This window comes from Microbacterium shimangi, from assembly GCF_043556445.1.
In the GTDB taxonomy this organism is placed as follows: Bacteria; Actinomycetota; Actinomycetes; order Actinomycetales; family Microbacteriaceae; genus Microbacterium.
In genome coordinates, this window is record NZ_JBIGII010000003.1 from 741,193 (window position 1) to 763,549 (window position 22,357).

26 protein-coding genes are annotated in these 22,357 nt (G+C 66.4%); 16 read left to right on the forward strand and 10 right to left on the reverse strand.

What is annotated here, in order from left to right; all coding sequences use genetic code 11:
• Positions 1-46: 46 nt before the first annotated feature.
• From ACFXQA_RS05165 to ACFXQA_RS05180, 4 genes are all read right to left on the reverse strand, one after another.
• Positions 47-538, reverse strand: coding sequence for a hypothetical protein (locus ACFXQA_RS05165; protein ID WP_394518727.1), 492 nt, complete (start codon positions 536-538; stop codon positions 47-49).
• A gap of 232 nt (positions 539-770) precedes the next feature.
• The gene (locus ACFXQA_RS05170; RefSeq protein ID WP_394518728.1) at positions 771-1,652 is read right to left on the reverse strand and encodes a helix-turn-helix transcriptional regulator; all 882 of its coding nucleotides are present in this window, start codon (positions 1,650-1,652) and stop codon (positions 771-773) included.
• 98 nt (positions 1,653-1,750) lie between these two features.
• The gene (locus ACFXQA_RS05175) at positions 1,751-2,314 is read right to left on the reverse strand and encodes a Rossmann-fold NAD(P)-binding domain-containing protein (protein ID WP_394518729.1); all 564 of its coding nucleotides are present in this window, start codon (positions 2,312-2,314) and stop codon (positions 1,751-1,753) included.
• Between the two features lie 130 nt (positions 2,315-2,444).
• Positions 2,445-2,810 carry a cyclophilin-like fold protein gene (locus ACFXQA_RS05180; protein WP_394518730.1) on the reverse strand — a complete coding sequence of 122 codons (366 nt, stop codon included), beginning with the start codon at positions 2,808-2,810 and terminating at the stop codon, positions 2,445-2,447.
• Positions 2,811-2,954: 144 nt separating this feature from the next.
• Here ACFXQA_RS05180 and ACFXQA_RS05185 point away from each other — a divergent pair, with 144 nt between their 5' ends.
• The 7 genes from ACFXQA_RS05185 to ACFXQA_RS05215 all read left to right on the forward strand — a co-directional run bounded on the left by ACFXQA_RS05185 (position 2,955) and on the right by ACFXQA_RS05215 (position 9,146).
• A complete protein-coding gene (locus ACFXQA_RS05185; protein WP_394518731.1) occupies positions 2,955-4,205 on the forward strand; it encodes a multidrug effflux MFS transporter in 1,251 nt (416 codons plus the stop codon).
• A 73-nt stretch (positions 4,206-4,278) separates the two neighbouring features.
• Positions 4,279-4,827 (forward strand): cyclophilin-like fold protein, encoded by a 549-nt coding sequence (locus ACFXQA_RS05190; protein ID WP_394518732.1) that lies wholly within the window; start codon positions 4,279-4,281, stop codon positions 4,825-4,827.
• Between the two features lie 34 nt (positions 4,828-4,861).
• Positions 4,862-5,527, forward strand: coding sequence for an SDR family NAD(P)-dependent oxidoreductase (locus ACFXQA_RS05195; protein ID WP_394518733.1), 666 nt, complete (start codon positions 4,862-4,864; stop codon positions 5,525-5,527).
• Between the two features lie 43 nt (positions 5,528-5,570).
• Positions 5,571-6,704, forward strand: a complete 1,134-nt coding sequence (locus ACFXQA_RS05200; RefSeq protein WP_394518734.1) for a PQQ-dependent sugar dehydrogenase — start codon at positions 5,571-5,573, stop codon at positions 6,702-6,704.
• A gap of 24 nt (positions 6,705-6,728) precedes the next feature.
• Positions 6,729-7,763 carry a zinc-binding dehydrogenase gene (locus ACFXQA_RS05205; protein WP_394518735.1) on the forward strand — a complete coding sequence of 345 codons (1,035 nt, stop codon included), beginning with the start codon at positions 6,729-6,731 and terminating at the stop codon, positions 7,761-7,763.
• A gap of 117 nt (positions 7,764-7,880) precedes the next feature.
• Positions 7,881-8,642, forward strand: a complete 762-nt coding sequence (locus tag ACFXQA_RS05210; protein ID WP_394518736.1) for a hypothetical protein — start codon at positions 7,881-7,883, stop codon at positions 8,640-8,642.
• Between the two features lie 9 nt (positions 8,643-8,651).
• The gene (locus ACFXQA_RS05215; RefSeq protein WP_394518737.1) at positions 8,652-9,146 is read left to right on the forward strand and encodes a DUF6644 family protein; all 495 of its coding nucleotides are present in this window, start codon (positions 8,652-8,654) and stop codon (positions 9,144-9,146) included.
• A 144-nt stretch (positions 9,147-9,290) separates the two neighbouring features.
• Here ACFXQA_RS05215 and ACFXQA_RS05220 read toward each other — a convergent pair whose 3' ends face one another.
• Together ACFXQA_RS05220 and ACFXQA_RS05225 are read right to left on the reverse strand one after the other, a co-directional pair.
• The gene (locus ACFXQA_RS05220; RefSeq protein ID WP_394518738.1) at positions 9,291-10,907 is read right to left on the reverse strand and encodes a Na+/H+ antiporter; all 1,617 of its coding nucleotides are present in this window, start codon (positions 10,905-10,907) and stop codon (positions 9,291-9,293) included.
• A gap of 22 nt (positions 10,908-10,929) precedes the next feature.
• Positions 10,930-11,541 carry a TetR/AcrR family transcriptional regulator gene (locus tag ACFXQA_RS05225; RefSeq protein WP_394518739.1) on the reverse strand — a complete coding sequence of 204 codons (612 nt, stop codon included), beginning with the start codon at positions 11,539-11,541 and terminating at the stop codon, positions 10,930-10,932.
• Between the two features lie 173 nt (positions 11,542-11,714).
• Between ACFXQA_RS05225 and ACFXQA_RS05230 the strand changes: the two genes are divergently transcribed.
• From ACFXQA_RS05230 to ACFXQA_RS05255, 6 genes are all read left to right on the forward strand, one after another.
• Positions 11,715-12,035 (forward strand): carboxymuconolactone decarboxylase family protein, encoded by a 321-nt coding sequence (locus tag ACFXQA_RS05230; RefSeq protein ID WP_394518740.1) that lies wholly within the window; start codon positions 11,715-11,717, stop codon positions 12,033-12,035.
• A 12-nt stretch (positions 12,036-12,047) separates the two neighbouring features.
• Complete coding sequence (locus ACFXQA_RS05235; RefSeq protein ID WP_394518741.1) at positions 12,048-12,449, forward strand: cupin domain-containing protein; 402 nt, start codon at positions 12,048-12,050, stop codon at positions 12,447-12,449.
• A 151-nt stretch (positions 12,450-12,600) separates the two neighbouring features.
• Positions 12,601-13,797 carry an MFS transporter gene (locus tag ACFXQA_RS05240; RefSeq protein ID WP_394518742.1) on the forward strand — a complete coding sequence of 399 codons (1,197 nt, stop codon included), beginning with the start codon at positions 12,601-12,603 and terminating at the stop codon, positions 13,795-13,797.
• 144 nt (positions 13,798-13,941) lie between these two features.
• Positions 13,942-14,196 carry a hypothetical protein gene (locus tag ACFXQA_RS05245; protein ID WP_394518743.1) on the forward strand — a complete coding sequence of 85 codons (255 nt, stop codon included), beginning with the start codon at positions 13,942-13,944 and terminating at the stop codon, positions 14,194-14,196.
• 355 nt (positions 14,197-14,551) lie between these two features.
• The gene (locus tag ACFXQA_RS05250; protein WP_394518744.1) at positions 14,552-15,112 is read left to right on the forward strand and encodes a (R)-mandelonitrile lyase; all 561 of its coding nucleotides are present in this window, start codon (positions 14,552-14,554) and stop codon (positions 15,110-15,112) included.
• Positions 15,113-15,156: 44 nt separating this feature from the next.
• On the forward strand, positions 15,157-15,957 hold the full coding sequence (locus ACFXQA_RS05255) for a carboxymuconolactone decarboxylase family protein (protein WP_394518745.1): 801 nt from the start codon (positions 15,157-15,159) through the stop codon (positions 15,955-15,957).
• Between the two features lie 232 nt (positions 15,958-16,189).
• Here ACFXQA_RS05255 and ACFXQA_RS05260 read toward each other — a convergent pair whose 3' ends face one another.
• Complete coding sequence (locus tag ACFXQA_RS05260; RefSeq protein WP_394518746.1) at positions 16,190-17,029, reverse strand: SDR family oxidoreductase; 840 nt, start codon at positions 17,027-17,029, stop codon at positions 16,190-16,192.
• Positions 17,030-17,178: 149 nt separating this feature from the next.
• On the opposite strand from ACFXQA_RS05260, the gene ACFXQA_RS05265 reads away from it, so the two are divergent.
• Positions 17,179-18,072 (forward strand): helix-turn-helix transcriptional regulator, encoded by an 894-nt coding sequence (locus ACFXQA_RS05265; protein ID WP_394518747.1) that lies wholly within the window; start codon positions 17,179-17,181, stop codon positions 18,070-18,072.
• 260 nt (positions 18,073-18,332) lie between these two features.
• Positions 18,333-18,875, forward strand: coding sequence for a GNAT family N-acetyltransferase (locus tag ACFXQA_RS05270; protein WP_394518748.1), 543 nt, complete (start codon positions 18,333-18,335; stop codon positions 18,873-18,875).
• Between the two features lie 218 nt (positions 18,876-19,093).
• Here the strand turns inward: ACFXQA_RS05270 and ACFXQA_RS05275 are convergent, their stop codons facing one another.
• Entirely contained in the window at positions 19,094-19,606 is a 513-nt protein-coding gene (locus ACFXQA_RS05275; protein ID WP_394518749.1) for an RNA polymerase sigma factor, read from the reverse strand.
• Positions 19,603-20,301 (reverse strand): hypothetical protein, encoded by a 699-nt coding sequence (locus ACFXQA_RS05280; RefSeq protein WP_394518750.1) that lies wholly within the window; start codon positions 20,299-20,301, stop codon positions 19,603-19,605. The genes ACFXQA_RS05275 and ACFXQA_RS05280 overlap by 4 nt, the downstream gene beginning before the upstream one ends.
• Before the next feature lie 217 nt (positions 20,302-20,518).
• Here ACFXQA_RS05280 and ACFXQA_RS05285 point away from each other — a divergent pair, with 217 nt between their 5' ends.
• Positions 20,519-21,718: an MFS transporter gene (locus ACFXQA_RS05285; RefSeq protein ID WP_394518751.1), complete on the forward strand. Its 1,200-nt coding sequence runs from the start codon at positions 20,519-20,521 to the stop codon at positions 21,716-21,718.
• Between the two features lie 15 nt (positions 21,719-21,733).
• Here ACFXQA_RS05285 and ACFXQA_RS05290 read toward each other — a convergent pair whose 3' ends face one another.
• A complete protein-coding gene (locus ACFXQA_RS05290; protein WP_394518752.1) occupies positions 21,734-22,324 on the reverse strand; it encodes a TetR/AcrR family transcriptional regulator in 591 nt (196 codons plus the stop codon).
• Positions 22,325-22,357 lie beyond the last annotated feature (33 nt).

A 22,357-nucleotide genomic window follows, 5' to 3' on the forward strand; every position in this document is an offset into this window, starting at 1 on the left:
CACGGCCGGAGAATGAAGGGGGCGCACGTTCGACCAGTGCTGCAGGCTACTCGGTGGCGCGCTCGTAGGTGACGCGCCATCCCTCGGATGCGTCGACGGGGGTTAGGACGAGGGTGTCGTCGGTGACCTCGAAGTTGCGGACCAGGGTCTGCCCGATCAGGTCCCGTGCCGCAGCCGACACTACGTCCACGGAGAACGTTCCGGCATCCTGGTCGATGGTCGCGTCCCCGTAAAACGCTTCGTAACCCTGCACGGTGTAGGCGGTGTCGGGGGCGGTGGTGTCGGGGTTCTGTGCCTGAACGGCGACGGTGCCCGCGTCGGTGAAGATGATCTGCCCCGCGAACGGGACGACGTCGAATTCGCCGTCGGTCTCGAACTCGAGGGTGCTCATCGTCCATTCACCAATGATCGGGTCGGACCCGGCGGTGACCTCGCTCGGCGCGGGGGTGGTCTGCGCGGCAGGTGCGGCGCAGGCTGTGGTCGTCAGCAGCAGGCCCAGCGCGAGGGTGGGTGCGGCGATCCGGAGTTTCTTGTTCATGGTGCGACCTCTCAAGGTTCGTGGGGAGTCGTAGCTTCGACGCTACGAACCCACCCGCACCGGCGGGAGTCCCTGACAAGGCACGTACTCTCAGAGCACCCTTCACGGTGGCTAGCGACTCCGGCCGCCTGCAATGACGACGGCAGCCCCTCTCGGCGGTGGCCGAGGGCATGCGGCCGGATCCCGTGCGAAGGTCAGACCTGGACAGGTAGCCGCTGTGGGCGTAGTCAGGTCAGGAAGTTGCGGTCTCGCTGGTGGTGGCGGACTCCGCAGCCCATGAGGCGAGCAGTCGCAGACGTTCGGCGGAGGGTGATCCTGGTTCGGCGGAGTAGATCAGCAGAACCTGCCCGGGTTCGGCGGTGATCGCGAGCTCCTCATAAACGAGGGTCAGATCGCCGACAACCGGGTGATGGAAGCGCTTCTTGCCGGATCCGTGGGAGCGGACATTGTGCGCGGCCCACAGGGTGCGGAACATGTCACTGCGGGTGGAGAGCTCACCGACGAGGTCCTGTATGCCCTTGTCGTGGGGGTCGCGGCCGGCTTCGGCGCGGACCACCGCGACGCACATGTCAGCGAACAGGTCCCAGTCGGGGTAGAAGTCGTGGGCTGCGGGGTCGAGGAACTGGAAACGGGCGAAGTTCGGCATCCGCCCGCCGTCGCCGATCAACGGGGAGTAGAACGCCTTTCCGAGGTCGTTGAACGCGACCAGGTTCTGCCGCTGGTCCCGGACCACCGCGACGGCGTCGGTGATCGAGGCGAGCGCCCATTCCAGGCTCGCCCGGGGAGGTCCGGGCTTGCTGCTGCGTCGGCGGTGACGGCCCGAGGACGGGATCCCATCCGCGTTGCGCGCCAGATCAAGCAGGTGCGCGTGTTCCGCGTCGGACAGCTGCAACGCCCGCGAGACCGCGTCCAGCACCGCGCCGGAGGCGCCCGCGATGGCTCCGCGTTCCAGCTTCGCGTAGTACTCCACGCTCACCCCGGCGAGGGCCGCCACCTCGCTGCGCCGTAGCCCGTCCACCCGCCGGTTTGACCCGGCGGGGATCCCGGCGGCGTCCGGTGACACCCGTGCACGGCGGGTCATGAGGAACTCGCGAACCTCCACTCGATTGTCCATACCCTCAGGCTAGGTCGAGGAACCCGCGAAGAGGGATGCCCTGTCAGTGCACCCATCCACACACCCCATCGCGGTTTTCGGCGGAAAGTAGGTTTCGGTCAAGGCAGTGGGACCCTGGTGAGATCCTCGAGGACTGCGAGAAGGCTGCTCTGAAATTCGGTGTCCTGCACTGCGCGGGCGGTGGTCTGCGTGTGATGGTGGTGCCAATACCCGCCGGTGGACGCGGTGATCTCGGGTGTGGTGGCGAGCCACCTCTGGGTGCGGTGTCCTTCGGTGAGGTCATCGGGCGCACCCGCGCCGCCCATCCTGGTGGGCACCCAGCCTGGGTCCACCGCATGGCTGCTCGTCCCGGGCCACCGTGTGGCGATCGCGGCGTTGAGCGCGGTGACCCACAGTTTGCTGTCACTGTAGGACCCGGCCTCGGAGGTCAGCCGCGTCAGGTCCGTGGACCCGCCCCGGTGCATCGAACTGCTCACGTAGACCAACCTGCCGGGCTTTGCCATCACAGCAGTGAGCAGGTACGAGGCGATCGTGTTGACGCGCACGGCGTCGGGTGGGTGAAGGGCGCCGGCGTTGTGGATGACCGCGTCGAACCGGCCGTGCTTGTTCGCCGCGTGACCGGCGCGAACGGTCTGCACCGGGTCAGTGAGGTCACCGGTCACCGTCCCGTACCAGCGTCCGGGCGGTATGCGCGCCGCAGTCCGCGAATGCACAACCACGTCGTGGCCGTCAGCGGAGAGGGCGGCGGCGGTCCCAGACCGACGGACGCGCCGGTGACGAAGATCAGCGCCATCAGCCGCCGCTGTCGAGCCGGGTGACACGGGCGGTGAACCCGTCGGGCAGAACCCTCAACGTGTCCGCGTCAAGGTCGAACCGGCCGATCCGGACCAGTCCCGGCCAGGGGCCTACGTGCCCGTAGTAGAGGACGAGCGACTGCGAGGGTGCGTAATAGCCGATCTCACCCGGCTCTGGGGAGTCCCGCTCCGGCACCCCGCGAACCCGCAACGGCCGGTCCAGCGTCGCGACCTTCTCAACCCGGTTCAAATCGGCGAACGTCCCTGTCAGCGGGAGCCGGGCGGCAAAGTCGGCGGCGACCGGGTTCGGATACAGCTCGGCATCGAATTCGATTCCTACCGACAACGTCACGTGAACACGCACACCCATCCTCCTGCTGGTCCAGTTAGCGGTTGGTGATCCACCTTTTCTCATCCACGCAACCAGCGCACGCTTGAAGGGTCCCCTGTCGGTACACCCCTCGTCAGGGACTCCCACACAGCAAGGGAGAAGATGAGGCTGGGTGACATGACCGACCAGATCGATCCGTCGCGGCCCGGGTTCAGCCGGATCCTTCCCACCCTGCTTTTGCTGCTGACCGTGTTTGGCCCGATCTCGATGGACCTCTACCTGCCCGCGCTTCCCGCCCTGACTACCGACCTCGGCGCGATCACCTCGGTGGCGCAACTGACAGTCACCGCGTGCCTGATCGGGCTCGCTGCGGGGCAGCTGATCGCTGGACCTCTCTCCGACCGGTTCGGGCGGCGCGGGATCCTCCTTATCGGGATCATTGCCTACATCCTCACCTCCGCGCTGTGCGCGATCAGCCCCAGCATGGAACTGCTTATCGCGGCCCGGTTCGTGCAGGGACTGGCCGGCGGCGTCGGTATCGTCATCTCCCAAGCCGCCGGGCGTGACATCTACACCGGCGGTGCGCTGATCCGGTTCTACGGGCGCCTCACCGTCGTGGGCGGATGCGCCGCGATCATCGGCCCGCTGCTGGGCGGGGTGTTGAACACGTTCACTGACTGGCGGGGACTGTTCGCCTTCCTCGCCGCCATCGGCGCCGGAATCCTGATCATCACCCTGCTGCTGTTCCGTGAAACCCTCCCCGCCGATCACCGCACAACCGGCGGTCTCACACACACGCTGCACGACTTCCGCACCCTGCTCTCCGACCGCGTGTTCGTCGGCGCGGTCCTGAACCAGGGCTTCCTTTACGCCGCGCTGTTCGCCTACCTCGCCGGGTCGACATTCGTGCTGCAGGACATCTATGGGCTCACCCCTCTCGGGTACGCCCTCGCCTTCGGGCTGAACTCCGCCGGGTTCATGACCTTCGGGTACCTCGCCGGCCGCGCCGCGGAGAAGTGGAGCATCCCCGGCACCCTCACCACCGGCATCCTGGTCGCCGGTATCGGCGCCCTCGGACTGCTCGCATCCGGGCTCACCGTGATGCCTCTCTGGGTGGTGATCGTCTCCCTGTTCCTCCTCGCCGGTGGTGTCGCGATCTCTTCCCCTCCCGCTACCACCCTCGCCCTCGTCGAATACCCGCAGATAGCCGGCACCGCCTCGTCTCTGCTGGGCATGGTCCGGTTCGGTTTCGGCGGGATCGCCGCACCCCTGGTCGGGGTGGCCGGTGCGCTCAGCATTTTGCCCCTCGGAGTGGTCACCACCGTCGCCGTCCTCCTTGCCGCCGCCTCCTACCTGTTCCTCGCCCGCCGCCACACCCCATCCGCGACCGCCGGGTCGACCCACCCTTCGTCCCACCTCACCCGCTGAAAGGCCGCCACACATGCGTGGAGTCAGCAAGCAAACGCCGGCCGCAACCCGAACACGAACGGAGTACCTTCCCATGACACACCGACCGCTCCTGTTCGCCGCGGCCGTCCTGCTCATCGGAGCAATCACGGCGTGCGCGTCGACTCCCGCGACCTCGCCGGGCAGCACACGAACCCCCACCGCCACCGCGACGCCCTCCACGCCCCCTGCACCAACCGCCTCGACAAGCGCCCCTGTCGAGGATGCACCGGAGCAGGTTGCCGGCACGGTGGTCCGGTTCACCTCCGATCGCACCTCCGTTGACGTGACCATCGGCGACGACACCCCTGCGGTGCGAGATTTCCTCTCCCTGCTCCCGCTGGAGCTGACGGTGGAGGAGTTCGCCGGTACAGAGAAGATCGCGTACCTGCCCCGTGAGTTGAACTACGCCGGCTCACCCGGGTCAGACCCGGAGGACGGCGACCTCATCTACTACGCCCCCTGGGGAAATGTGGCGTTCTACTACGACACCACCGGTGTCGGATACTCCGACGCCACCCTGCACGTCGGCACCTACGCCGCCACCGCAGAACAGCTCTCGCTGCTCGAAGGCGGCCCCGTGACCATCACCCTCGCCGACTGAACCGCGCACGACGCAACAGAACGGAGTCACCAACATGACCACCACCGCCATCATCGGCGCCGGCCCCGGCCTCGGCGCAGCGATCGCCCGCCGCTTCGGCAGCGATGGCCACAGCATCGCCCTCATCGCCCGCAACCAGGACCGCCTCAACGCCCTCGCCGCGGAACTCACCCAGACCGGAATCACCGCCCGCGGGTACACCGCGAACGTCCGCGACACCGCCAGCATCCGGGAAGTGCTCGATCGTGCCGGCCAGGAGCTCGGGCCGATCGAGGTCCTCACCTACAACCCGCTGCCGCAGAAAGAGTTCCTCCGCCCCGTCCTGGAGACAACCCCGGAGGACCTCATCGGCGCGGCGGAGTTCTCCCTCTACGGCCCTGTCGCCGCCGCCCATCAGGTGCTGCAGGGGATGCGGTTCTTGGGGACCGGGAGCATCCTGTTCGTCAACGGCGGTAGCGCCGTCCAACCCAACGCGTCGTATGCGGGCACGTCGATCGCGTTCGCCGGGCAGAGCGCGTACGGGCAGATGCTGCACGACACCCTCGAGCCCGAGGGCATCCATATCGGGCAGCTGATCATCCCGCGAGGGATCACTCCGGGCGATGCCACCCACGACCCCGACGTCCTCGCCGCCCTGTTGTGGGAGATGCACACCGAGCGGGGAGAGTTCCGCCGCTACGCCGACACACTCGACAGCTGACAGACGCCCCGCGCCTTCAGGACAGAACTCGGAGACCCACCCCATGACGAAACACCGCTCCCGTTTGCTCGCCATCACCCTTGCAACTCTCGCCGCCACAGGTCTTCTAGTTGCGGGCTGTGCTCCCACCCCGCAGGCGCAGCCCACCCCCACCTCACCAACAATGGCGCCTGCCCCGACTGCCACTGTTACCGGAACCCCCGCAGTCGCCGTGACTCCGCAGGGTGATCCGACGGTGCTCGCCAGTGGGCTGGTGACACCCTGGTCGATCGCGTTCACCGGAGACACGGCAGTTGTCAGTGAACGGAACACCGGCAACATCCTCGAACTCGTCGGTGACACCACCCGTGTGGTTGGCACCCTCGCCGATGTCCTCCAGCAGGGAGAATCCGGGCTCCTCGGAATCGCGGTCGATGACCAGCAGCGCCTGTACGCGTACTCCACCGGCCCCGACGGGAACCGTATTCAACGGTTTGCCCTCACCGGAGCGCCCGGTTCCCTAAACCTGGGCGCACCGGAGACGATCCTGGACGGCATTCCCGCGGCGAGCTACCACGACGGCGGGCGGATCGCGTTCGGCCCCGACGGGATGCTGTACGCCACCGCGGGTGACGCCGGCGGCCGAGACAACGCCCAGAACTTGGACAGCCTCGCCGGAAAGATCCTCCGCATGACCCCGGATGGTGCCGCGCCGGACGATAACCCGTTCCCCGGTTCGCTCGTGTACAGCTATGGGCACCGCAACCCGCAAGGTATCGCCTGGGCAGACGACGGCACCCTGTTCGCTGCCGAGTTCGGTCAGAACACCTGGGACGAACTGAACATCATCACCCCCGGCGGCAACTACGGGTGGCCCGTCGTGGAAGGCATCGGCGGAACCCCGGACTTCACCGACCCGGTCCAGCAGTGGACCCCCGACCAGGCCAGCCCCAGCGGGATCGCCGTGATCGGCGGGACCGTCTTCATCGCCAACCTCCGCGGGCAGACCCTCCGCGCGGTCCCGGTCGCCGACCCCAGCACATCCGCGGACTACTACACCGGCACCTACGGGCGGATCCGCCACGTCACCGAAGCCCCCGACGGAACGCTCTGGTTCCTCACCAGTAATACCGACGGCTACGGCGACGGCCCCCGCGACGGAGACGACCGGCTCCTCACCGTCCCCCTCACCAACTAACCCCACACAGAAAGAGACACCCTCATGCGCGCAACACTCATGTACGCCGCCGGCGACGTCCGCGTCGTCGACGTCCCCGAACCCACCATCGAAGCCCCCACCGACGCGATCATCCGCGTCACCTACGCCTGCGTCTGCGGCTCCGACCTGCACCCCTATCACGACCTCGGCGACACCCCCGAAGGCCGCCATATGGGACACGAAGCCATCGGCGTGATCGAGCAGATCGGCGCCGAGGTCACCACCCTCGCGATCGGGGACACCGTCATCGTGCCGTTCGCCTGGTCCGATGGGACCTGCGCCTACTGCCGCGACGGGATCACGACATCATGCGTGCACGGCGGGTTCTTCGACGCCGCCCCCTCCGCCACCCAGGCAGAGAAGCTCCGCATCCCCTTCGCCGACGGCACCGCTGTCGCGATCCCCGCCGACACCGACGAAGCTCTCATGCCGTCCCTGCTGACCCTGTCCGACGTGTACCTGACCGGGTATCACGCAGCGATCCGCGGTGGTGTCGAGGCCGGCAAGACCGTCGCCGTGATCGGCGACGGCGCTGTCGGCCTGTCCGCCGTGCTGGCCGCGAAGCAGCTCGGCGCCGAGACCATCATCTTGATGGGTCGTCACACCGACCGCACCGACCTGGGTCGAGAGTTCGGTGCCACCCACGTCGTCGCTGAGCGCGGCGAGGAGGGTGTTGCGAAGGTTCTCGAGCTGACCGGCGGTGAGGGCGCGCACGTCGTCCTCGAAGCCGTCGGCCACATGCCCGCCTATGAGCAGGCCTACGGGATCGTCCGCCCCGGCGGGGTGATTTCCCGCGTCGGCGTCCCGCAGTACGAGGACGCCCCGGTCGGGTTCGCGTCCCTGTTCGGCAAGAACGCTACCCTCACCGGCGGACCTGCGACCGTCCGCGCCTACCTCGAAGCCGCCATCCCTCAGGTCATCGACGGCACCATCAACCCCGGCCGGGTCTTTGACCGCGAACTGCCCCTCGAGGACATCGCCGAGGCCTACCGGCTGATGGATTCCCGCGAAGCCCTCAAGGTGCTCATCCGCCCCTGACCCACCTCCCAGAAGACTCGGCGTCTCCGCGAACCCCCACCGCGGAGACGCCGGGTCGGCGTTCGCGACGCGACCCCCCTCTTTGATTCAGATCAACTCACGCAGAGAGGGCTGACGATGAAACACACCACCACCACCGAGCGCCGCCTCACACCACGCCTCGGCGTCGCACTGACCGCGGCGGCCATCGCAGCGATCGTGCTGATTCCGGCATCGCCGGCCGCCGCGCACCACGGCTGGGACGGCTTCGACACCGACCACCTCATCTATCTCTCGGGCACGGTCTCCTCCGACGGCAGCTGGGGTGAACCGCACTCGTACTTCGATGTGACCCTGGATATCGAACTCCCCGCTGATACCCCCGAGCTGGCGATTCCCGAGGAACTGCAAGGACCGGAGGACAGCATCCGGGTCGCATCCGCGCTCTCGTATGACGGACCCCACGACGGCCTAGAGGTCATCATCGCACCCCCGGCATGGTCCGGCCGGTGGGGCCTGGACCGTCCGCTCGCCACCGAGGAGCGCTTCCACGCCGTCGGCTACATCAACCGCACCGACGACGGCCTGTTCCGCCCCGTCGTGTTCTGGTACGGGGAGAACTCCGTGCCGGTCAACCAAGTGCTCGGCAACACACTCCCGGTCCGCGCACCGCTACCCAACGAGGCCGCGCCATCCGGCGAGGCGACCACGCCGGCCCCGTCGACAACCTCCACGGCGGCAGACCCCCTCGAAACCCAAGCACCCTCGGCAGACGCACAAGCCTCCTCCGAAGACGCAGGCGCCGGCACATGGGTTGTCTGGACGGTGTTCGGGGCCATCGTCGTCGCAGCCGTCGTCGTCGGCTTCCTCTACCTTCGCCGCCGCACGCGGCAGAGCTGAGAGCGGACAATGCCAGCCTGGCTGGAAGCGTTACTGAGCTGGCTGCAGAGCTCAGCGCTCGGCGAAGCGGTGCGGGGCACCCCATTCCTGTACCCCACACTCGAAAGCGTCCACATCCTCGGGATCGCTGTCCTCGTCGGGCCGGCCTTCGTCTTCGACCTTCGACTGCTGGGTGTCGGGCGCCGCACCGTGCCCGTAACAACAGCCGCTCGCTACCTGCTGCCCGTCTCCCACATCGGCCTCGTCATCTCCCTCATCACGGGTGTTGCGCTGCTCAGCGCGCAATCAACCGTGGTCGCCGGGTCCGACGCCGCACCCTGGAAGTTCGGTCTCCTGCTCGTCGCCGGCCTGAACGTCCTGGTGTTTCACCGCGGCGTGTACCGCCGCGTCCACGAATGGACGGACGCTGATGCGACGCCCGTTGCGGCGCGCATTGCCGGAGGCGTGTCGTTGACCGCGTGGACGGGCGTCATTTTCGCCGGACGATTCCTCGCCTACATCTGACGCGCCACGGCGGCTTATCGCGGCGTCAAAGTCCGACAGCACCATGCCGGAGGAGGCCAACAAACCGGGGCGCAAGTGTGCGCAGGTCCTCATCCGCCCTGAAACGACGCTGCTGGCTGGCTTGTCCAGATGACCCGCGCGTGCTTACGACTGGTGTGGGTCACCGCTAGTGAGTCGGATCTCTTCTACGTCGAGTCGGTTCTGGAGAGTGCGAGAGACTGTGTCATCGATTGTTCCTTCTCGGCGCAATCGGACAAGCGCTTCGCGCTGGCGGTCGATGAGCGTGAGTCCGGCCGCCGCGTACCGGCTCGTGCGATCCTCACGCGTGGGGGCCACGGGTAGTTCTCCGGCGGTGTCCTCTGGGTCCGCACCATGCAGCGCTGTCCACTGGTCGCCGTCGTCGTGGATGTAGTCGCGGGCGAGGCGATCGCGATCGGCGTCATCGATGTGATGCTCTTCGACAACATCAGCAAGCGCATCCCGGGCGGCGTGACGGAGGACATGTTCGGCGAGGCGTAACTCCTCGCCGGCTGAGGTGTCTGCGGGGAAGCGTGCCCATTTCACGACGGCGGGGAGCAGCGGGCCTTGCACGAGCAAGGTGAGGATGATGACGCCCGCCGTGACGACAATGATGTCGTTGCGGTCGGGAAACGGGTCTCCAGATGCGACCGTCATGGGAACCGACAAGGCGATGGCGAGGGACACGGCTCCTCGGAAGCCGCTGAATGCGCTGACGATTCGGGCTCGATACGAGATGAAGTTGGTGCGCCGAGAAGATCGCCATTCCAGTAACCGGATGCCGGCAATCGCCGCGTTCTGAAAAAGGAATCGCACAGCGATCAAGACCAGCCAGGCAGCGACGCTCATGAGGACCAGCCATCCGATCCTGTCGGCACTGATCTCTGCGAGCAGGTGCGGCACTTGGAGGCCGATCAGAACGAAGAGGGCGCCGTTGAGAAGGAAGGTCCCGAGAGGCCAGGCGGCTTCGGTTTGGCGCCGCGACCCGGCGGTGCTGATGCGAGCGACGCTGAAAGAGATGATGAGTCCCGCCACGACAACGGCGAGCACCCCGGACGCGCCAACCGATTCTGCGAGAAGGAACGCCGCAAATGGGGCGAGGAGCAGACACACGTTAATCAGTAGGGCATCACGTATCCGCCGCATCACGACAAACGCGATCCCGGCAACAGCGGCGCCGGCAGCGATGCCGCCGAGGTAGGACAGCAGGACGAGGCCGGTGATGTTCAGCGGGGTGTAGTTGCCGCCCACTGCGGTGCCGACGGCAATCGAATAGATCACCAGTGCGGTGCCGTCGTTGGTGAGGCTTTCCGCTTTGAGGAGCATGAAGTTGCGTCGGGGCAGCATTCTGCCGAGCGCGGAGACAGCTGTTGCGTCGGGTGGGGCCACCGCGGCGCCCAGGATAAGTGCAGCGCCCCAGGCCAGCCCCATCAGGTGCGCGACTCCCGCGACAGCGAACGCGGAGGCCACCACGAGCAGGGTGCTCATCAGCGCGACGCCTCGGAAATCCCGGCGGATCGACCGCAGGGAGCTCGTCAGGCTCTCCCAAAACAGCAGCACTGGCAGGAACAACAGCAGCACGGTCTCGGGCGGCAGTTCGACCGCACCGAGCGCAGGGATGCAGCCCAGCAGCAGCCCGAACACGACCAGCAAGAGCGGAGTGGCCACGCGAATCCGGGGCGCCACGAGCGCACCGATAAGGATGGTCGCTCCTAACAGGACGACCAGCTCTAAACCCTCCACGGCGCTCCTTCTCCCAACGAGATCACGGGTGACCGGTCGCCAAAGGTTCTTGCATCACGACGAGCCGGCGAGCAGCCTCAACAACACTCGACCTGCGCCGCTCGAGCTCTGTTGGGTTACTGTCCCCCGTCATCATCCGCGCCACCTGCGGCACGACGGACCAGTATCCAGCGAGGGCCAGGAGCAGGAAGTTCAGGTGATCCGGGGGAAGACTCCCCGCGAGAGTCCCCGCCGCCTGCGCACCACCGAGAGAGCCGACTTTCTGCGCGTAGTAGTCACGCCGCAGCTGCTCCTCGGGAACCACGGAGGTGAACGAGAGCGCTTCCCACAGCACCAAGCGGACCAGCTCAGGGTGCTCGCTGTTGTAGTCAAACAACTGCCCGGCATACGTCCCGATCCCATCCGGCGTAAACGAGTCCACGGGGATCGTCTCAGCGAGAACAGCGAGCTTCTCGCGCAGCACGAACTCGAAAAGCTCCGGCTTACTGCCGAAGTAGTTGTAGACGCGCTCTTTGTTCACCCCCGCGAGCTTCGCGATCCGCTCCATCGTGGTCCCATCAGGCCCACGCTCCGTGAACTCCCGGGTCGCCGCGTCAATGATCTTCCGCTTCGTGCCCTCCACATCCCAAGCCATACCGACTCCCACTTCCAACGTTGGCGTTGCTTTCTTTTCCTAACGGTACTACATTGGAGTCCAACGTCAACGTTGGATAATGACTGTCACTGGAAGTACAGAGAGAACTGAGCCTCGAAGGCTTGCCTCCAGCGTCCGCGACTGGCCACCTCATGAAGAGAGAAGGACTGGCAATGACCGATGCCGAACAGACCCCGATGCAGAAGATGATGGGCGACTTCGCCCCGACCTTCGTGTCCCTCACCGACGATGTGCTCTTCGGGCAGGTGTGGTCCCGCCCCGACATGTCCAAGCGCGACCGCAGCCTGGTCACGATCAGCAGCCTCGTCTCCGCCGGCAACACCGAGCAGCTCAGCGCGCACATCCCGATGGGGATCGAGAACGGTCTGACGAAGGACGAGATCATCGAGGCCATCACCCATGTCGCGTTCTACGCCGGCTGGCCCCGCGCGGTGTCCGCCCTCACCCTCGCCCAGAAAATTCTCACCGACTAAGGAGACACGACCATGATCATCGAACCCCAGCGCGAAACCATCCTGAACCCCGAAGCACAGTTCCCCGGCGGGGTCTGGCTCGACGTCCTCGCCGCCCCGCATGGACCGGAGCAGCGAGCCACCATGGCGAAGGTCCGGTTCCAGCCTGGTGCCCGTACCGCATGGCACTCCCACGCCCGCGGCCAATACCTGCACGTCACCGACGGCATCGCACGGTTCGGCGACCGGGACGGCAACATCATCGAGGTGCACCCGGGCCAGACCCTGTACACGCCCCCGGGTCAGCAGCACTGGCACGCCGCAGCACCGGGTGTGTTCATGGAACACCTCGTGCTCCTGGAAGCCGACGACGGCGCCGATCACGCCTCCTGGTGGGGCGAGCAGATCACCGACGACGAATACGAAGGCCGCTGAATCCGGGCGGCCCGCACTCTTGCGCCCCTAACTCACATCATCCTCGGCCCGCTCCGCACACTCCTCGTGCCGCCGACCACTGACCTGCCACCCGCCGACGCATCCTCACGCGCAACCGACCGTCCGGCCACGAAAGAGAGACGCCATCCCCATGACCACTGCACCCACCCGCACCCGGGCGCCGGGGATGAGCCGCGGGCTCACCCTCCTGTTCGCCATCGCCGCCAGCGCTGCGGTCGGAAACCTCTACTGGGCACAACCCCTCCTCGGCATCATCGGCGAAGACTTCACCGTCCCCACCGGATCCACCGGACTCATCGTCACCGTCACCCAGATCGGCTACGCCATCGGCGTGTTCCTCCTTCTACCCCTCGGCGACAGGGTGAATCGGAAGTGGTTCATCCCCGCGCTCATGCTGCTCACCGCCGTGTTCCTGCTCGCCACCGCCGCCGCCCCCACCTACCCGGTGCTGCTCGCCACCCTCGGGTTAATCGGGTTCAGCGCCGTCGCGGGACAATTCCTCATCCCGCTCGCCGGCGACCTCGCCCGTGACGACCAACGCGGACGAGTCCTCGGCACCGTCGCTGCCGGCATCATGATCGGCCTCCTTATCGCTCGCGCTCTCAGCGGCCTCGTCGCCGAGCACTTCGGGTGGCGTGCCGTGTTCCTCATGGCCGCAGTCATCATGGTCGCCCTCGCTGCCATCCTCGGCCCCCGCATCCCCACCCTCCAGCCCCGCGGAAAGGTGCCCTACGGGCAGCTTCTGGGCTCCGTGTTCCGCACTATCACCAGCAACCGGACCGTGCAGGTCACCATGCTGATCGGCGCCAGCGCGATGGCAGTGTTCACCATGTTCTGGACCGGGATGACTTTCCTGCTCTCCGCCCCACCCTTCAACTACTCCGTTTCGCTCATCGGCGCGGTCAGCCTCGTCGGTGTCGTCGGCGCCCTCGCCGCGCAACGCGTCGGCGTGCTCTTCGACCGAGGCCTATTCATCCCCGCAATGGGGCTCGGATTAGCCGTCACTGCCACCGGACTCGTCATCGCCGCCTTCGGATCCACGTCGATCATCGTGCTCCTGGTTGGCGCCGTCATCTTCGGCGTCGGCCTGCAGACGGTGCAAATCCTTGCCCAAACCCGGATGGTGTCCATCGACCCCGCCGCCCGCAGCCGTCTCAATACCGCGTTCGTCGGCGGCAACTTCATCGGCGGGGCCCTCGGCTCCGCCCTCGCCGGGACGTTCTGGCAGCTCGGCGGTTGGATCCCCGTCATGATCGCCGCAATCGTCGTCGTCGCATTCGCCCTCCTCACCTGGGCGATCACCCGCACCGGCGCGCTCGCACGCTAGGGCACGGCGCCCCTTCGACACTGCACTGCCGCTCAACCGCTGTGAGGGCCTAACCGCCGGCATGGCCGGGCTGGAAGAGCGCAGCCTCGCCGACGAGATCCAACTCGCCCACCCGGACGTGCACGTGGTGAATCGTTGAACACGATGGCAGCAGCGCTCAAGGTTGATCCGAGCCGCGTTCCCGGAGACCACGTCGTACTCGTCACCGGCAACGACGCTGAAGCCAAGAACACCGTCCGATCATTCCTCCACGACCTCGGGTCGGCGGACCGCCTCGGCGAGGTCCGGGCATCCCTCGGCCCGGAAATGTGTGCGCACCTGTTGATTCAGATCGTCGGCACCTTCGGCACCTTCGACTTCAACATCGCCATCAATCGCGCCGATACCGTCGGCCGCTGACCAACGCTGGGTCGTACATCGACAGCACGCCCTACGTCAGCACCCTCGCCGCAGCCATCGCACGCCTCCACCCGGACTTATCTCCAACGCCGTGGACCCCGGGTGGGTCCCCACCTGCAGAAGGGGGCGCCATCGCACCCGACAGTCTCGAGCACAGCCACCGCACCCGAGAATGGCTGCCAGCCGCGATAACCCCGACGCGCTCAATCAAGCGCGGTCGTGACTTCCTTGGTCGACTGTCTGAGGGGTACCCCGTCGGTACACCCCACGTTAGGGACTCCTTTACCGGCACGAAGAGAGGTTGAGTGGCTAGGCAGCATGATTCGTCCGATCACAACGACCCATTGGAGCCGACATGACCGACAGCACTGCTACCTCCCGCCCGTGGCTACGCCCCTTAGCCGTTCTTGCTGCCGTGATCGGCGGCTCGTTGGCCTTCGCTGGTTGCTCGACCATGGCGACTAACACACCCACGCAAGCCGCGACGCGCGCTGCGTCGACGCCGGCCGAATCGATGACCATCTCCCCCAGCAGCGACCGCCCACCTGCCCCCGGGCCGGCAGAGATCTTCACCGGCACCGTCACCGTCACTCCCTGGTCCGAAGCGTCGGATTCCATTCCCGCGAGCACAGGCGAGGTGGCTTTCGAAGCCGGAGCTCGTTCCGCCTGGCACTCTCACCCTGCGGGTCAAACGCTCATCGTTACTGAGGGTGAGGGTTGGATCCAACCCCGTGGTGAAGCGCGTGCAGTGATTCATGCCGGCGACGTCATCTGGACGCCACCGGGAGTCGAACACTGGCACGGAGCCACCGACTCCACCTCGATGACCCACATCCCCCTCACCGGCGTGGTGGACGGCGTGAACGCCGAATGGGGGGACCTTGTCACCGACGAAGAGTACGCAGGCACGCCGTGACCCACGAAGACACCCCGCGTCACTCTCCCCGCGAAAGGAACACCATGACACGTCGATCCGCTCACCCGGCTTACCTCGCCAGCGCCGCTCTCGCCGCCGCCCTCGTCCTCAGTGGCTGCACCGCCACACAGCAGCCTGAAAGCAATAGCACCCCTTCCGGATCCGTCGAAGCTGATCTCTCCGCGGTGTCGCCCGCCCTTGCGGCGTACGACGCAGAAGTTGTTCAGGCCCTCTGGCAGCGAGAAGAACTCTCTGCTCGCGATCGCAGCCTGGTCACCGTCGCGCAACTCGTCGCATCAGGTCAGGAGACCGACCTCGACCGCTACGTGGAACGAGCGCTTGAGGACGGCGTGCGGCCGGCCGAGTTGTCCGAGGCGGTGACTCATCTGGCGTTTTACAGCGGATGGCAGAACGCCATGACCGCCGTCCCAGTGCTAGCGGCCGTCTACGATCGGCGCGGCGTCTCAGCCGACGAGCTCCCCGAACTCGATCCGGAGCTACTTCCACTCGACGAAACCGCCGAGGCAGCACGGGCAGATCAAGTGGAATCGGACTTCGGTGCGACCGCGCCCGGGGTCGTGGCGAACACAACCGATGTCCTTTTCCAAGATCTGTGGCTGCGTCCCGACCTCGCCCCCCGGGACCGAAGCCTCATAACGGTTGTCGCTCTGATCAGCTCTGGACAAGTGCAGCAGATCCCGTTCCACCTGAACCGGGCGGTCGACAACGGCCTCACCGAACAAGAAGTCGCCGAGACGTTGAACCACCTCGCCTTCTTTGCGGGATGGCCACGAATCTTCTCCGCCATGCCAGTAGTCCGAGACACCCTGGACGCACGCAACTAACCCAGCGCTGCAGCATCCGTGCCGCCACGCCCGGAACAGAAGGATGCCCTGGCCTCCGCAGCAGGGCCGGGGCATCCTCGGTGGATCAGCCCAGCCGATGGACTGAGGCACAATCGAGGGTTCCGTTACAGCCGCCACATACGTCGCGACAGGCGTTCCCGCAGCGGCATCCGTAGCACTCGTTGCGCGTTTCCGTTCGTAGAGGGTTCGAGGGGGGATCGGGCGGGTCGGCTCAGGCGTCGAAGGCGAGCGAGGAGGACAGGTCGCGGTGCGCAGCGATCTGCGCCTGCAGGGTGGCGATCTTCTGCTCGAGACCGCCGATCACATCGGCGCCGGCGAGGAACCGCAGCGGCAGCTCGTCCGAGTCGGAGAGTGTCACGAGGGCCTGGCCGAGCTTGCGGGGGTCACCGCCCTGCAGGCCGTTCATGCCCCTCCACACCTCAATGGTCTGCGCGGTGCGGTCGGCGTAATCTTCTACATTTAGCTCGGGCCAGATTGTTGAGGACCCCTCCACGAGCAGCTCGGTGCGGAAGAACCCGGGCTCGACGATCATCGTCTTGATCCCGTACGGCTCGAGATCGAACCGCAGGGATTCCATCCAGCCCTCAAGGGCGAACTTCGACGCGGCGTACGCGGCGACGAACTCCTGGCCCATGAGGCCGGCGGCGGACGTGATCGTGATGACCTGGCCCGAGCGCTGCTTCCGCATCACGGGGAGGATGGCGCGGGAAACGTTCAGGGGCCCGAAGAAATTGGTCTCCATCTGCGCGCGCACCTGGGCCGGGCTGGCGTTCTCGAAGTACCCCGCGTAGAAGTTGCCGGCGTTGTTGACCAGCACGTCGATGCGACCGAACCGCTCTACCGCGGCGGCGGCGGCTTTCTCGGCGGCGTCCGGGACGGTGATGTCCAACGCGACGGTGAGCAGGTTCTTGTGCGCGCCGATCGCGGTCTCCACCTGGGCGGCGTTACGGCCGGTGGCGACCACGGAGTGACCGGCGGCGAGGGCGGACTGTGCGATGTCGATGCCGAGGCCGCGGCCCGCTCCGGTGATGAACCAAACGTTGGTGGCCATGATGTTGCCCTTCTCGAAGTCGTTCGCCGACCCGTGCGGGTGGCTGATGGTTCGAGTCAACGCGGTTCGCCGAGCTTTAGCGTGGCCCCACCTATAGGTGCCCCATCAGAGACCCTCACCACGCCGGTGATCGGCGTACCGTCGGTGAAATGGACACCCACGACGACATCGGCGAGTTCCTCACCTCGAGGCGAGCGAAACTCACCCCCATCCAGGCCGGGTTACCCGACTTTGGTGGCCGACGCCGCGTCCCAGGCCTCCGCCGCGAAGAGGTCGCGCTGCTGGCAGGCATGAGCGCCGAATACTACAAGCGCCTCGAACGCGGCAACGCATCCGGTGTCTCCGAAGCTGTCATCTACGGGATCAGCCGCGCCCTGCAGCTCAACGACGCCGAGCACGCCCACCTGTATGACCTGATCCGCACCGCCAACGCCGGCGCCCATCCGCAACGGCGCCGAGCCACCACTCGGAAGACGCAGCTGACGGCGGGCATGCAGCAGACCATTGATGCCATGTCGACCGTGCCGGTGTTCATCCAGAACGGCCGACTCGATGCTGTTGCCACTAACCGGCTCGGACGCGCACTGTTCTCCGAGATGTTCGACGACGTCAGGCCCCCAGTCAACGCCGCCCGGTTTCTGTTCCTCGACCGGAGAGCTCAGGACTTCTACCAGGACTGGGAAGCCAACACCCGCCAGATCGTCGCGATCCTCCGCGCCGAAGCAGGCCGGTCACCCTACGACCGGCAGCTCAGCGACCTCGTCGGCGAACTCTCCACCCGCAGCGACCTATTCCGCACACTCTGGGGCGCCCACGACGTCAAAGAACACCGCACCGGCACCAAGAGTATTCACCACCCGATCGTGGGCGACCTCGATCTCACGTTCCAAAGCATGGATCTCGCCTCTGACCGCGGGCTGCAGATGCTAGTGTTCTCCGCCAAACCCGGGTCGGCATCCCACGACCGACTGCAGATGCTCGCCAATTGGGCTGCAACCACTCCAAGTCCTATCCCGGCGGCCGCCCCGGCCCGGGACGCTTAACTCACTTGCCGGCGCTCTAGAATTTCCCGCGCTACCTCGAGCCGGTGGCGACGGCCGCCGGATTTTCAGTGAGAGATGCCGCGAATGCACGTTTGGGACATGTGTCCTCGGAATCTCTGCGTTGCCACCGGGACATTTGCCGCGTCAAAGCCGGCGTGTTGAGACATCTGTCCGCGGAATTTACAGGTGTTTCGCGACAGCGATGCGGTGGACCACCTATCGAGACGGCTCTCCAACGAGCAGATGAATAGGCTCAGAGGGTGCCGAATTTGACCGGGAGCAGCGTCCGCCTGCGGCCCTGGATTGCCGGGGACGCTGCCTTCGTGTTCGACCTGTATTCCCGGTGGGAAGTACAGCGCTACCTCGGGCACGAGCCCAGAGTCATGGAGGACATCGAAGCGGCTCACGCCTTGATCGATCGTCTCCGCGGACGGAGCGGCCCGGTACTGGGTTACTGGGCGGTCGAGGCCACGGCAACAGGCACCCTCGTCGGCACCGTCATGCTGCAGCACATCAGGCTTTCGGGAACGCGGGAACCTTCTACGGAGGTCGAGATCGGCTGGCACTTCCATCCGGATTCGTGGGGCCACGGATGCGCAACGGAAGCGGCGCAATTACTCATGCAGCACGCTTCCGCATCCGGACTAGACCGGATCATCGCGGTTGCCCATGTCGAGAACGCCGCGTCGCGCCGAGTCTGTCTGCGTCTCGGGATGACGGACCAGGGGCGGACGACTCGCTACTACGACGCGGAGTACCAGCTCTTCCAAGCGGGCCCCCATCGTGCTGATCTGTTGAAATGAACGATCCCTCACCGGGCGCTCCTTGCTCAGTTCCCGTCACTTTCGTTGTGGTGCCGCGACCGCTCTTCGCGCACTGTCGCGTGGATGTCGGGTCATTTTCGGGTTGCTGTCGTGGCCCGAAGCAGACGAGACCCGACGGTGACAGGTTTCGACGAGTGTCCGGAAGAGGATCGTGACCGAAACGGGGTACTCCGCACGACTATGGCGGAGCACCCGTTTCACGACTCGGCGTCAGTGGATATGGGCGCGGTGCTCACCGACAGTGCTTCGCGTAGCAGATCCTTCGCACGTTGGTAGCGTCCGCGCGCAGTAGAGGCCGGCACCCCCACGATTTGCGCCGCCTCTGCGAGAGACATCCCTTCCCAGTGAACGAGTGCCACGACCTCGGCGAGGTCGGAAGGCAGACGCGAGATCGCGTCTCGAATCTCGATTCCGGTGTCGGCGGCAGGCGCGTGCGCGGTGGGCGCGTGATCCCGGATCCGGTCGGCCAGCGCCCATCGTCGACGGTCGCCTCGCTCATAGTTGCGCAGCGCCCCGCGGGCCACCCCGAACAGCCACATGCGAGCCTCCTCGGCCGGCACGGGGACATCTCTCACGCATCGCCACGCGGTGACCAAGACTTCGCCGAGAAGGTCTGGCGCATCCTGGGGAGCTACCCGTCGTCGGAAGTACGCGAGAAGGTCGGGCGACGCCTCCAGGAGCGCGACCTTCAGCCTCTGCTCCTTGCTCACTCCGAGCCGCACAACATCTGCTGCGACGTGCTCCAGCCGTTGCCGGCGGTCCCGTCCAACCCGAGTTCAGCGGACTTCGACGTGAGCACGTCGGTCATCGCGAGATCGACCGCATGCGCGTAGAGGTCATCGGCGGATGGACCGCCGTCGGTCTTGGGAACGACGTCGAGCCCACCCCCGGGTTCGACGACGACCATGAGTTCCTGCTCGCCCGGCTGCATCGGAGCCATGTCGGCGGGCATGCCACCGTTCTGCTCGAGCTCAGCAAGTCGCGCGTCGACGTCGGCCAGCGCGAAAAGGTCAGTCGTTTGAGCCCAGGAACGGAACTGCTCAGCGCCGACTGAGGGCGTGGGGATGCCGTTCCCGCCCTGAGCGGGCGCAGAATCGATGAGGATTCGCGTTTCACAGTCGATACCGCTGGGGAGAGTGAAGCTGTAGGAGATATCGGGATCTTCGGCCCACGGCTCCCAGTTGAAGATGCCGCCGGCAAAGGCGGCGCCAGCACCGCCGACGAGGAGCACACCGAGCCCCGCGCCGACCGCAGCGCGCCAAGCCCGGGGTGTGCGCGTCGGCGCAGCTTCGCGCTGGGCGTCGCGGACCATCAGCGAGAACCGCGCATGCAGGTCGGTAGTCTCGCCGTGCGCTGGTGCAGACCGGTTCAGCAGGTCGTCGAGGGAATCATGCGGGGTGCTCATGGAAGCTCCTTCTTTCGGTGTCTCTTACCTCTGACACGTCCGGCGATGATCGAAATGTCCACGACGGGGTCAAGTAGATCAGGGCGGCGGATTCGGATGCCATCTGGGAGACCTGGTTCGAGGAACCACCCACGTGGGCGTCCCGCTCGCCGCCGAGACCGGACACCGGTAACGTGCTGTGTGCCGGGCAGGTCGTGCGGACGAGTGGAGTCAGTCCTTGTCTGCCAGCAGCGCGCGGCTTGCGCCCCTTGCCGCGATCTTCGCAATGAACGGCGCCGTGTACGGCAGCCTTCTTCCCCGCTACCCCCAGCTCGCTGACCAGGCCGGTGCCTCCGTCGGTGACTTCGGTGTCGCCTTAGCAGGCATCGGGGTCGGCGGAATCGCTGGCGCCCTCATCGCCACCCGGACGATACGACTGTTGGGCGGGCCGGTTCGTGCGCTCCTCGTCGTGGGGACCGCCTTTCTTGCCGCCGCTGTTGCTGTCGCCGCGGCCCCGACCTTGAGGACCCTCGTCCTCGCCTTCGTTGCTCTGGGGCTGTTCGACGGGTTTGTGGACACAGCGATGAACCAGGCGGGCACGGCGATGCGGACCCGTCACGGCACGTCTGTCATGGGACGGCTGCACGCATCTCTTGCAGCCGCAACGGTGGCCGCCACAGCCGTGGGCGCGTTCGTCGCGGCGAGCGTGCCCGTCCTGCCTCACATCTGCGTTGTTGCCGCTCTCCTTCTCGTGGTCTTGCTGGTTGCCCTACGCACGCTGCGGGCTGAGCCCCCGACCGAAGACGTGAATGCGAACGCCGATAAACCTCGGCACCCTCGTCCGGCGTCCAGCCCTGCCGACGGCCAGACCCGCAAGCGGTCGCTGTGGTGGGCGGTGCTGATCATCGCGGGCCTCGCAGCCGTGCTGGTCGAGATTCCTGCGCAGGAGTGGTCGGCACTGCTCCTGTCCACTGAGCTCTCAGCTGGGCCCGTGCTTGCCGGGCTCGGACCACTGTTCGCAACGGCTGGAGTGCTCATAGGACGGCTCGGCCTCGACCACGCGGTCAACGCATTTGGATGGCTCCCCATCAGCCGGTGGGCAGGCGCCACCACCGCCGCCGGTATTCTCGCCGGTCTCAGTCTCAGCGCCGCAACCGACAACGCCGTTCCGCTTCTCATCGGCCTGGGCATATCTGGCGTCGGAGCGGGCGTCGCCGTCCCCCTGCTCTTCGACCGCAGTAGCCACCTCGCCGCACGTGTTGGCCTCCCCGCGGACTCGGGCACCGGCCTGATATCTGGGGTGTTCCGCGTCGGAGTGCTGGCTTCGCCGCTCCTCATCGGCGGACTCGCCGAGATCGCGGGCCTCTTCGTCGCTTTGAGCGTCGTCGCGATAGCAGGACTGATGTTCCTCGCCCTCGCGAAGCCGCTCAGCGAATAGCAGAGCCAGGCGTCGTTATGCCTGCGGGCGGCCCGATGAAGGCCCCGCCGAGCGCATCATCGACAGCAGATGCGTCGCGGTCTGGTCTGCGGTCAATGCCGTCATCCCCGGCAGCCTGATCACATAGCGCGAGAAGACCACACCGACGAGCGCCGTGGTCATGCGCCGGGCCCGCTCTTGGCCGAACTCTGCCGTGAGCGTTTCGAGAACGGTGTGTTGCAGGTACGACGACAACGCTTGTGCGTGCGGGCCGCCCGCGGTGAGCTGGCGGGCGAACCCGGCGAGCAGCTGGCCATGTTCCGGGTGCTCCCACACGGCGATGAGTCCGCGTGCGAGGCGCGGGAGATGGAGCGTGCCGTCGAGCATCGTCGCCGCGGCGATCACATGATGAGGAGCTACTCGCAGCGAGACGGCTGCGGCGATGAAAGCGTTGCGCGACCCGAAGTAATAATTGACCAAAGTGTGGCTGACCCCGACTTCCGCGGCCAGGTCCCGGGAGGAGATCTCAGCGAGGTCACCTGCGTCGAAGTGGCGATGGGCCGCGTCCAGCAGGCGTGCACGGGCGGATGCTGGTCCTCGAGGTCGTCCGCGTGCGTTATTGACCACCCTCGCATGGTCGCACGTGGGGAGGGATTCTGT

Coding starts and splice junctions, on each gene's coding strand:
- ACFXQA_RS05165 (WP_394518727.1), bottom strand. CDS start 538: ATGAACAAGAAACTCCGGATCGCCGCACCCACCCTCGCGCTGGGCCTG.
- ACFXQA_RS05170 (WP_394518728.1), bottom strand. CDS start 1,652: ATGGACAATCGAGTGGAGGTTCGCGAGTTCCTCATGACCCGCCGTGCA.
- ACFXQA_RS05185 (WP_394518731.1), top strand. CDS start 2,955: ATGACCGACCAGATCGATCCGTCGCGGCCCGGGTTCAGCCGGATCCTT.
- ACFXQA_RS05190 (WP_394518732.1), top strand. CDS start 4,279: ATGACACACCGACCGCTCCTGTTCGCCGCGGCCGTCCTGCTCATCGGA.
- ACFXQA_RS05195 (WP_394518733.1), top strand. CDS start 4,862: ATGACCACCACCGCCATCATCGGCGCCGGCCCCGGCCTCGGCGCAGCG.
- ACFXQA_RS05200 (WP_394518734.1), top strand. CDS start 5,571: ATGACGAAACACCGCTCCCGTTTGCTCGCCATCACCCTTGCAACTCTC.
- ACFXQA_RS05205 (WP_394518735.1), top strand. CDS start 6,729: ATGCGCGCAACACTCATGTACGCCGCCGGCGACGTCCGCGTCGTCGAC.
- ACFXQA_RS05210 (WP_394518736.1), top strand. CDS start 7,881: ATGAAACACACCACCACCACCGAGCGCCGCCTCACACCACGCCTCGGC.
- ACFXQA_RS05215 (WP_394518737.1), top strand. CDS start 8,652: ATGCCAGCCTGGCTGGAAGCGTTACTGAGCTGGCTGCAGAGCTCAGCG.
- ACFXQA_RS05225 (WP_394518739.1), bottom strand. CDS start 11,541: ATGGCTTGGGATGTGGAGGGCACGAAGCGGAAGATCATTGACGCGGCG.
- ACFXQA_RS05230 (WP_394518740.1), top strand. CDS start 11,715: ATGACCGATGCCGAACAGACCCCGATGCAGAAGATGATGGGCGACTTC.
- ACFXQA_RS05235 (WP_394518741.1), top strand. CDS start 12,048: ATGATCATCGAACCCCAGCGCGAAACCATCCTGAACCCCGAAGCACAG.
- ACFXQA_RS05240 (WP_394518742.1), top strand. CDS start 12,601: ATGACCACTGCACCCACCCGCACCCGGGCGCCGGGGATGAGCCGCGGG.
- ACFXQA_RS05245 (WP_394518743.1), top strand. CDS start 13,942: ATGGCAGCAGCGCTCAAGGTTGATCCGAGCCGCGTTCCCGGAGACCAC.
- ACFXQA_RS05250 (WP_394518744.1), top strand. CDS start 14,552: ATGACCGACAGCACTGCTACCTCCCGCCCGTGGCTACGCCCCTTAGCC.
- ACFXQA_RS05255 (WP_394518745.1), top strand. CDS start 15,157: ATGACACGTCGATCCGCTCACCCGGCTTACCTCGCCAGCGCCGCTCTC.
- ACFXQA_RS05260 (WP_394518746.1), bottom strand. CDS start 17,029: ATGGCCACCAACGTTTGGTTCATCACCGGAGCGGGCCGCGGCCTCGGC.
- ACFXQA_RS05265 (WP_394518747.1), top strand. CDS start 17,179: ATGGACACCCACGACGACATCGGCGAGTTCCTCACCTCGAGGCGAGCG.
- ACFXQA_RS05280 (WP_394518750.1), bottom strand. CDS start 20,301: ATGAGCACCCCGCATGATTCCCTCGACGACCTGCTGAACCGGTCTGCA.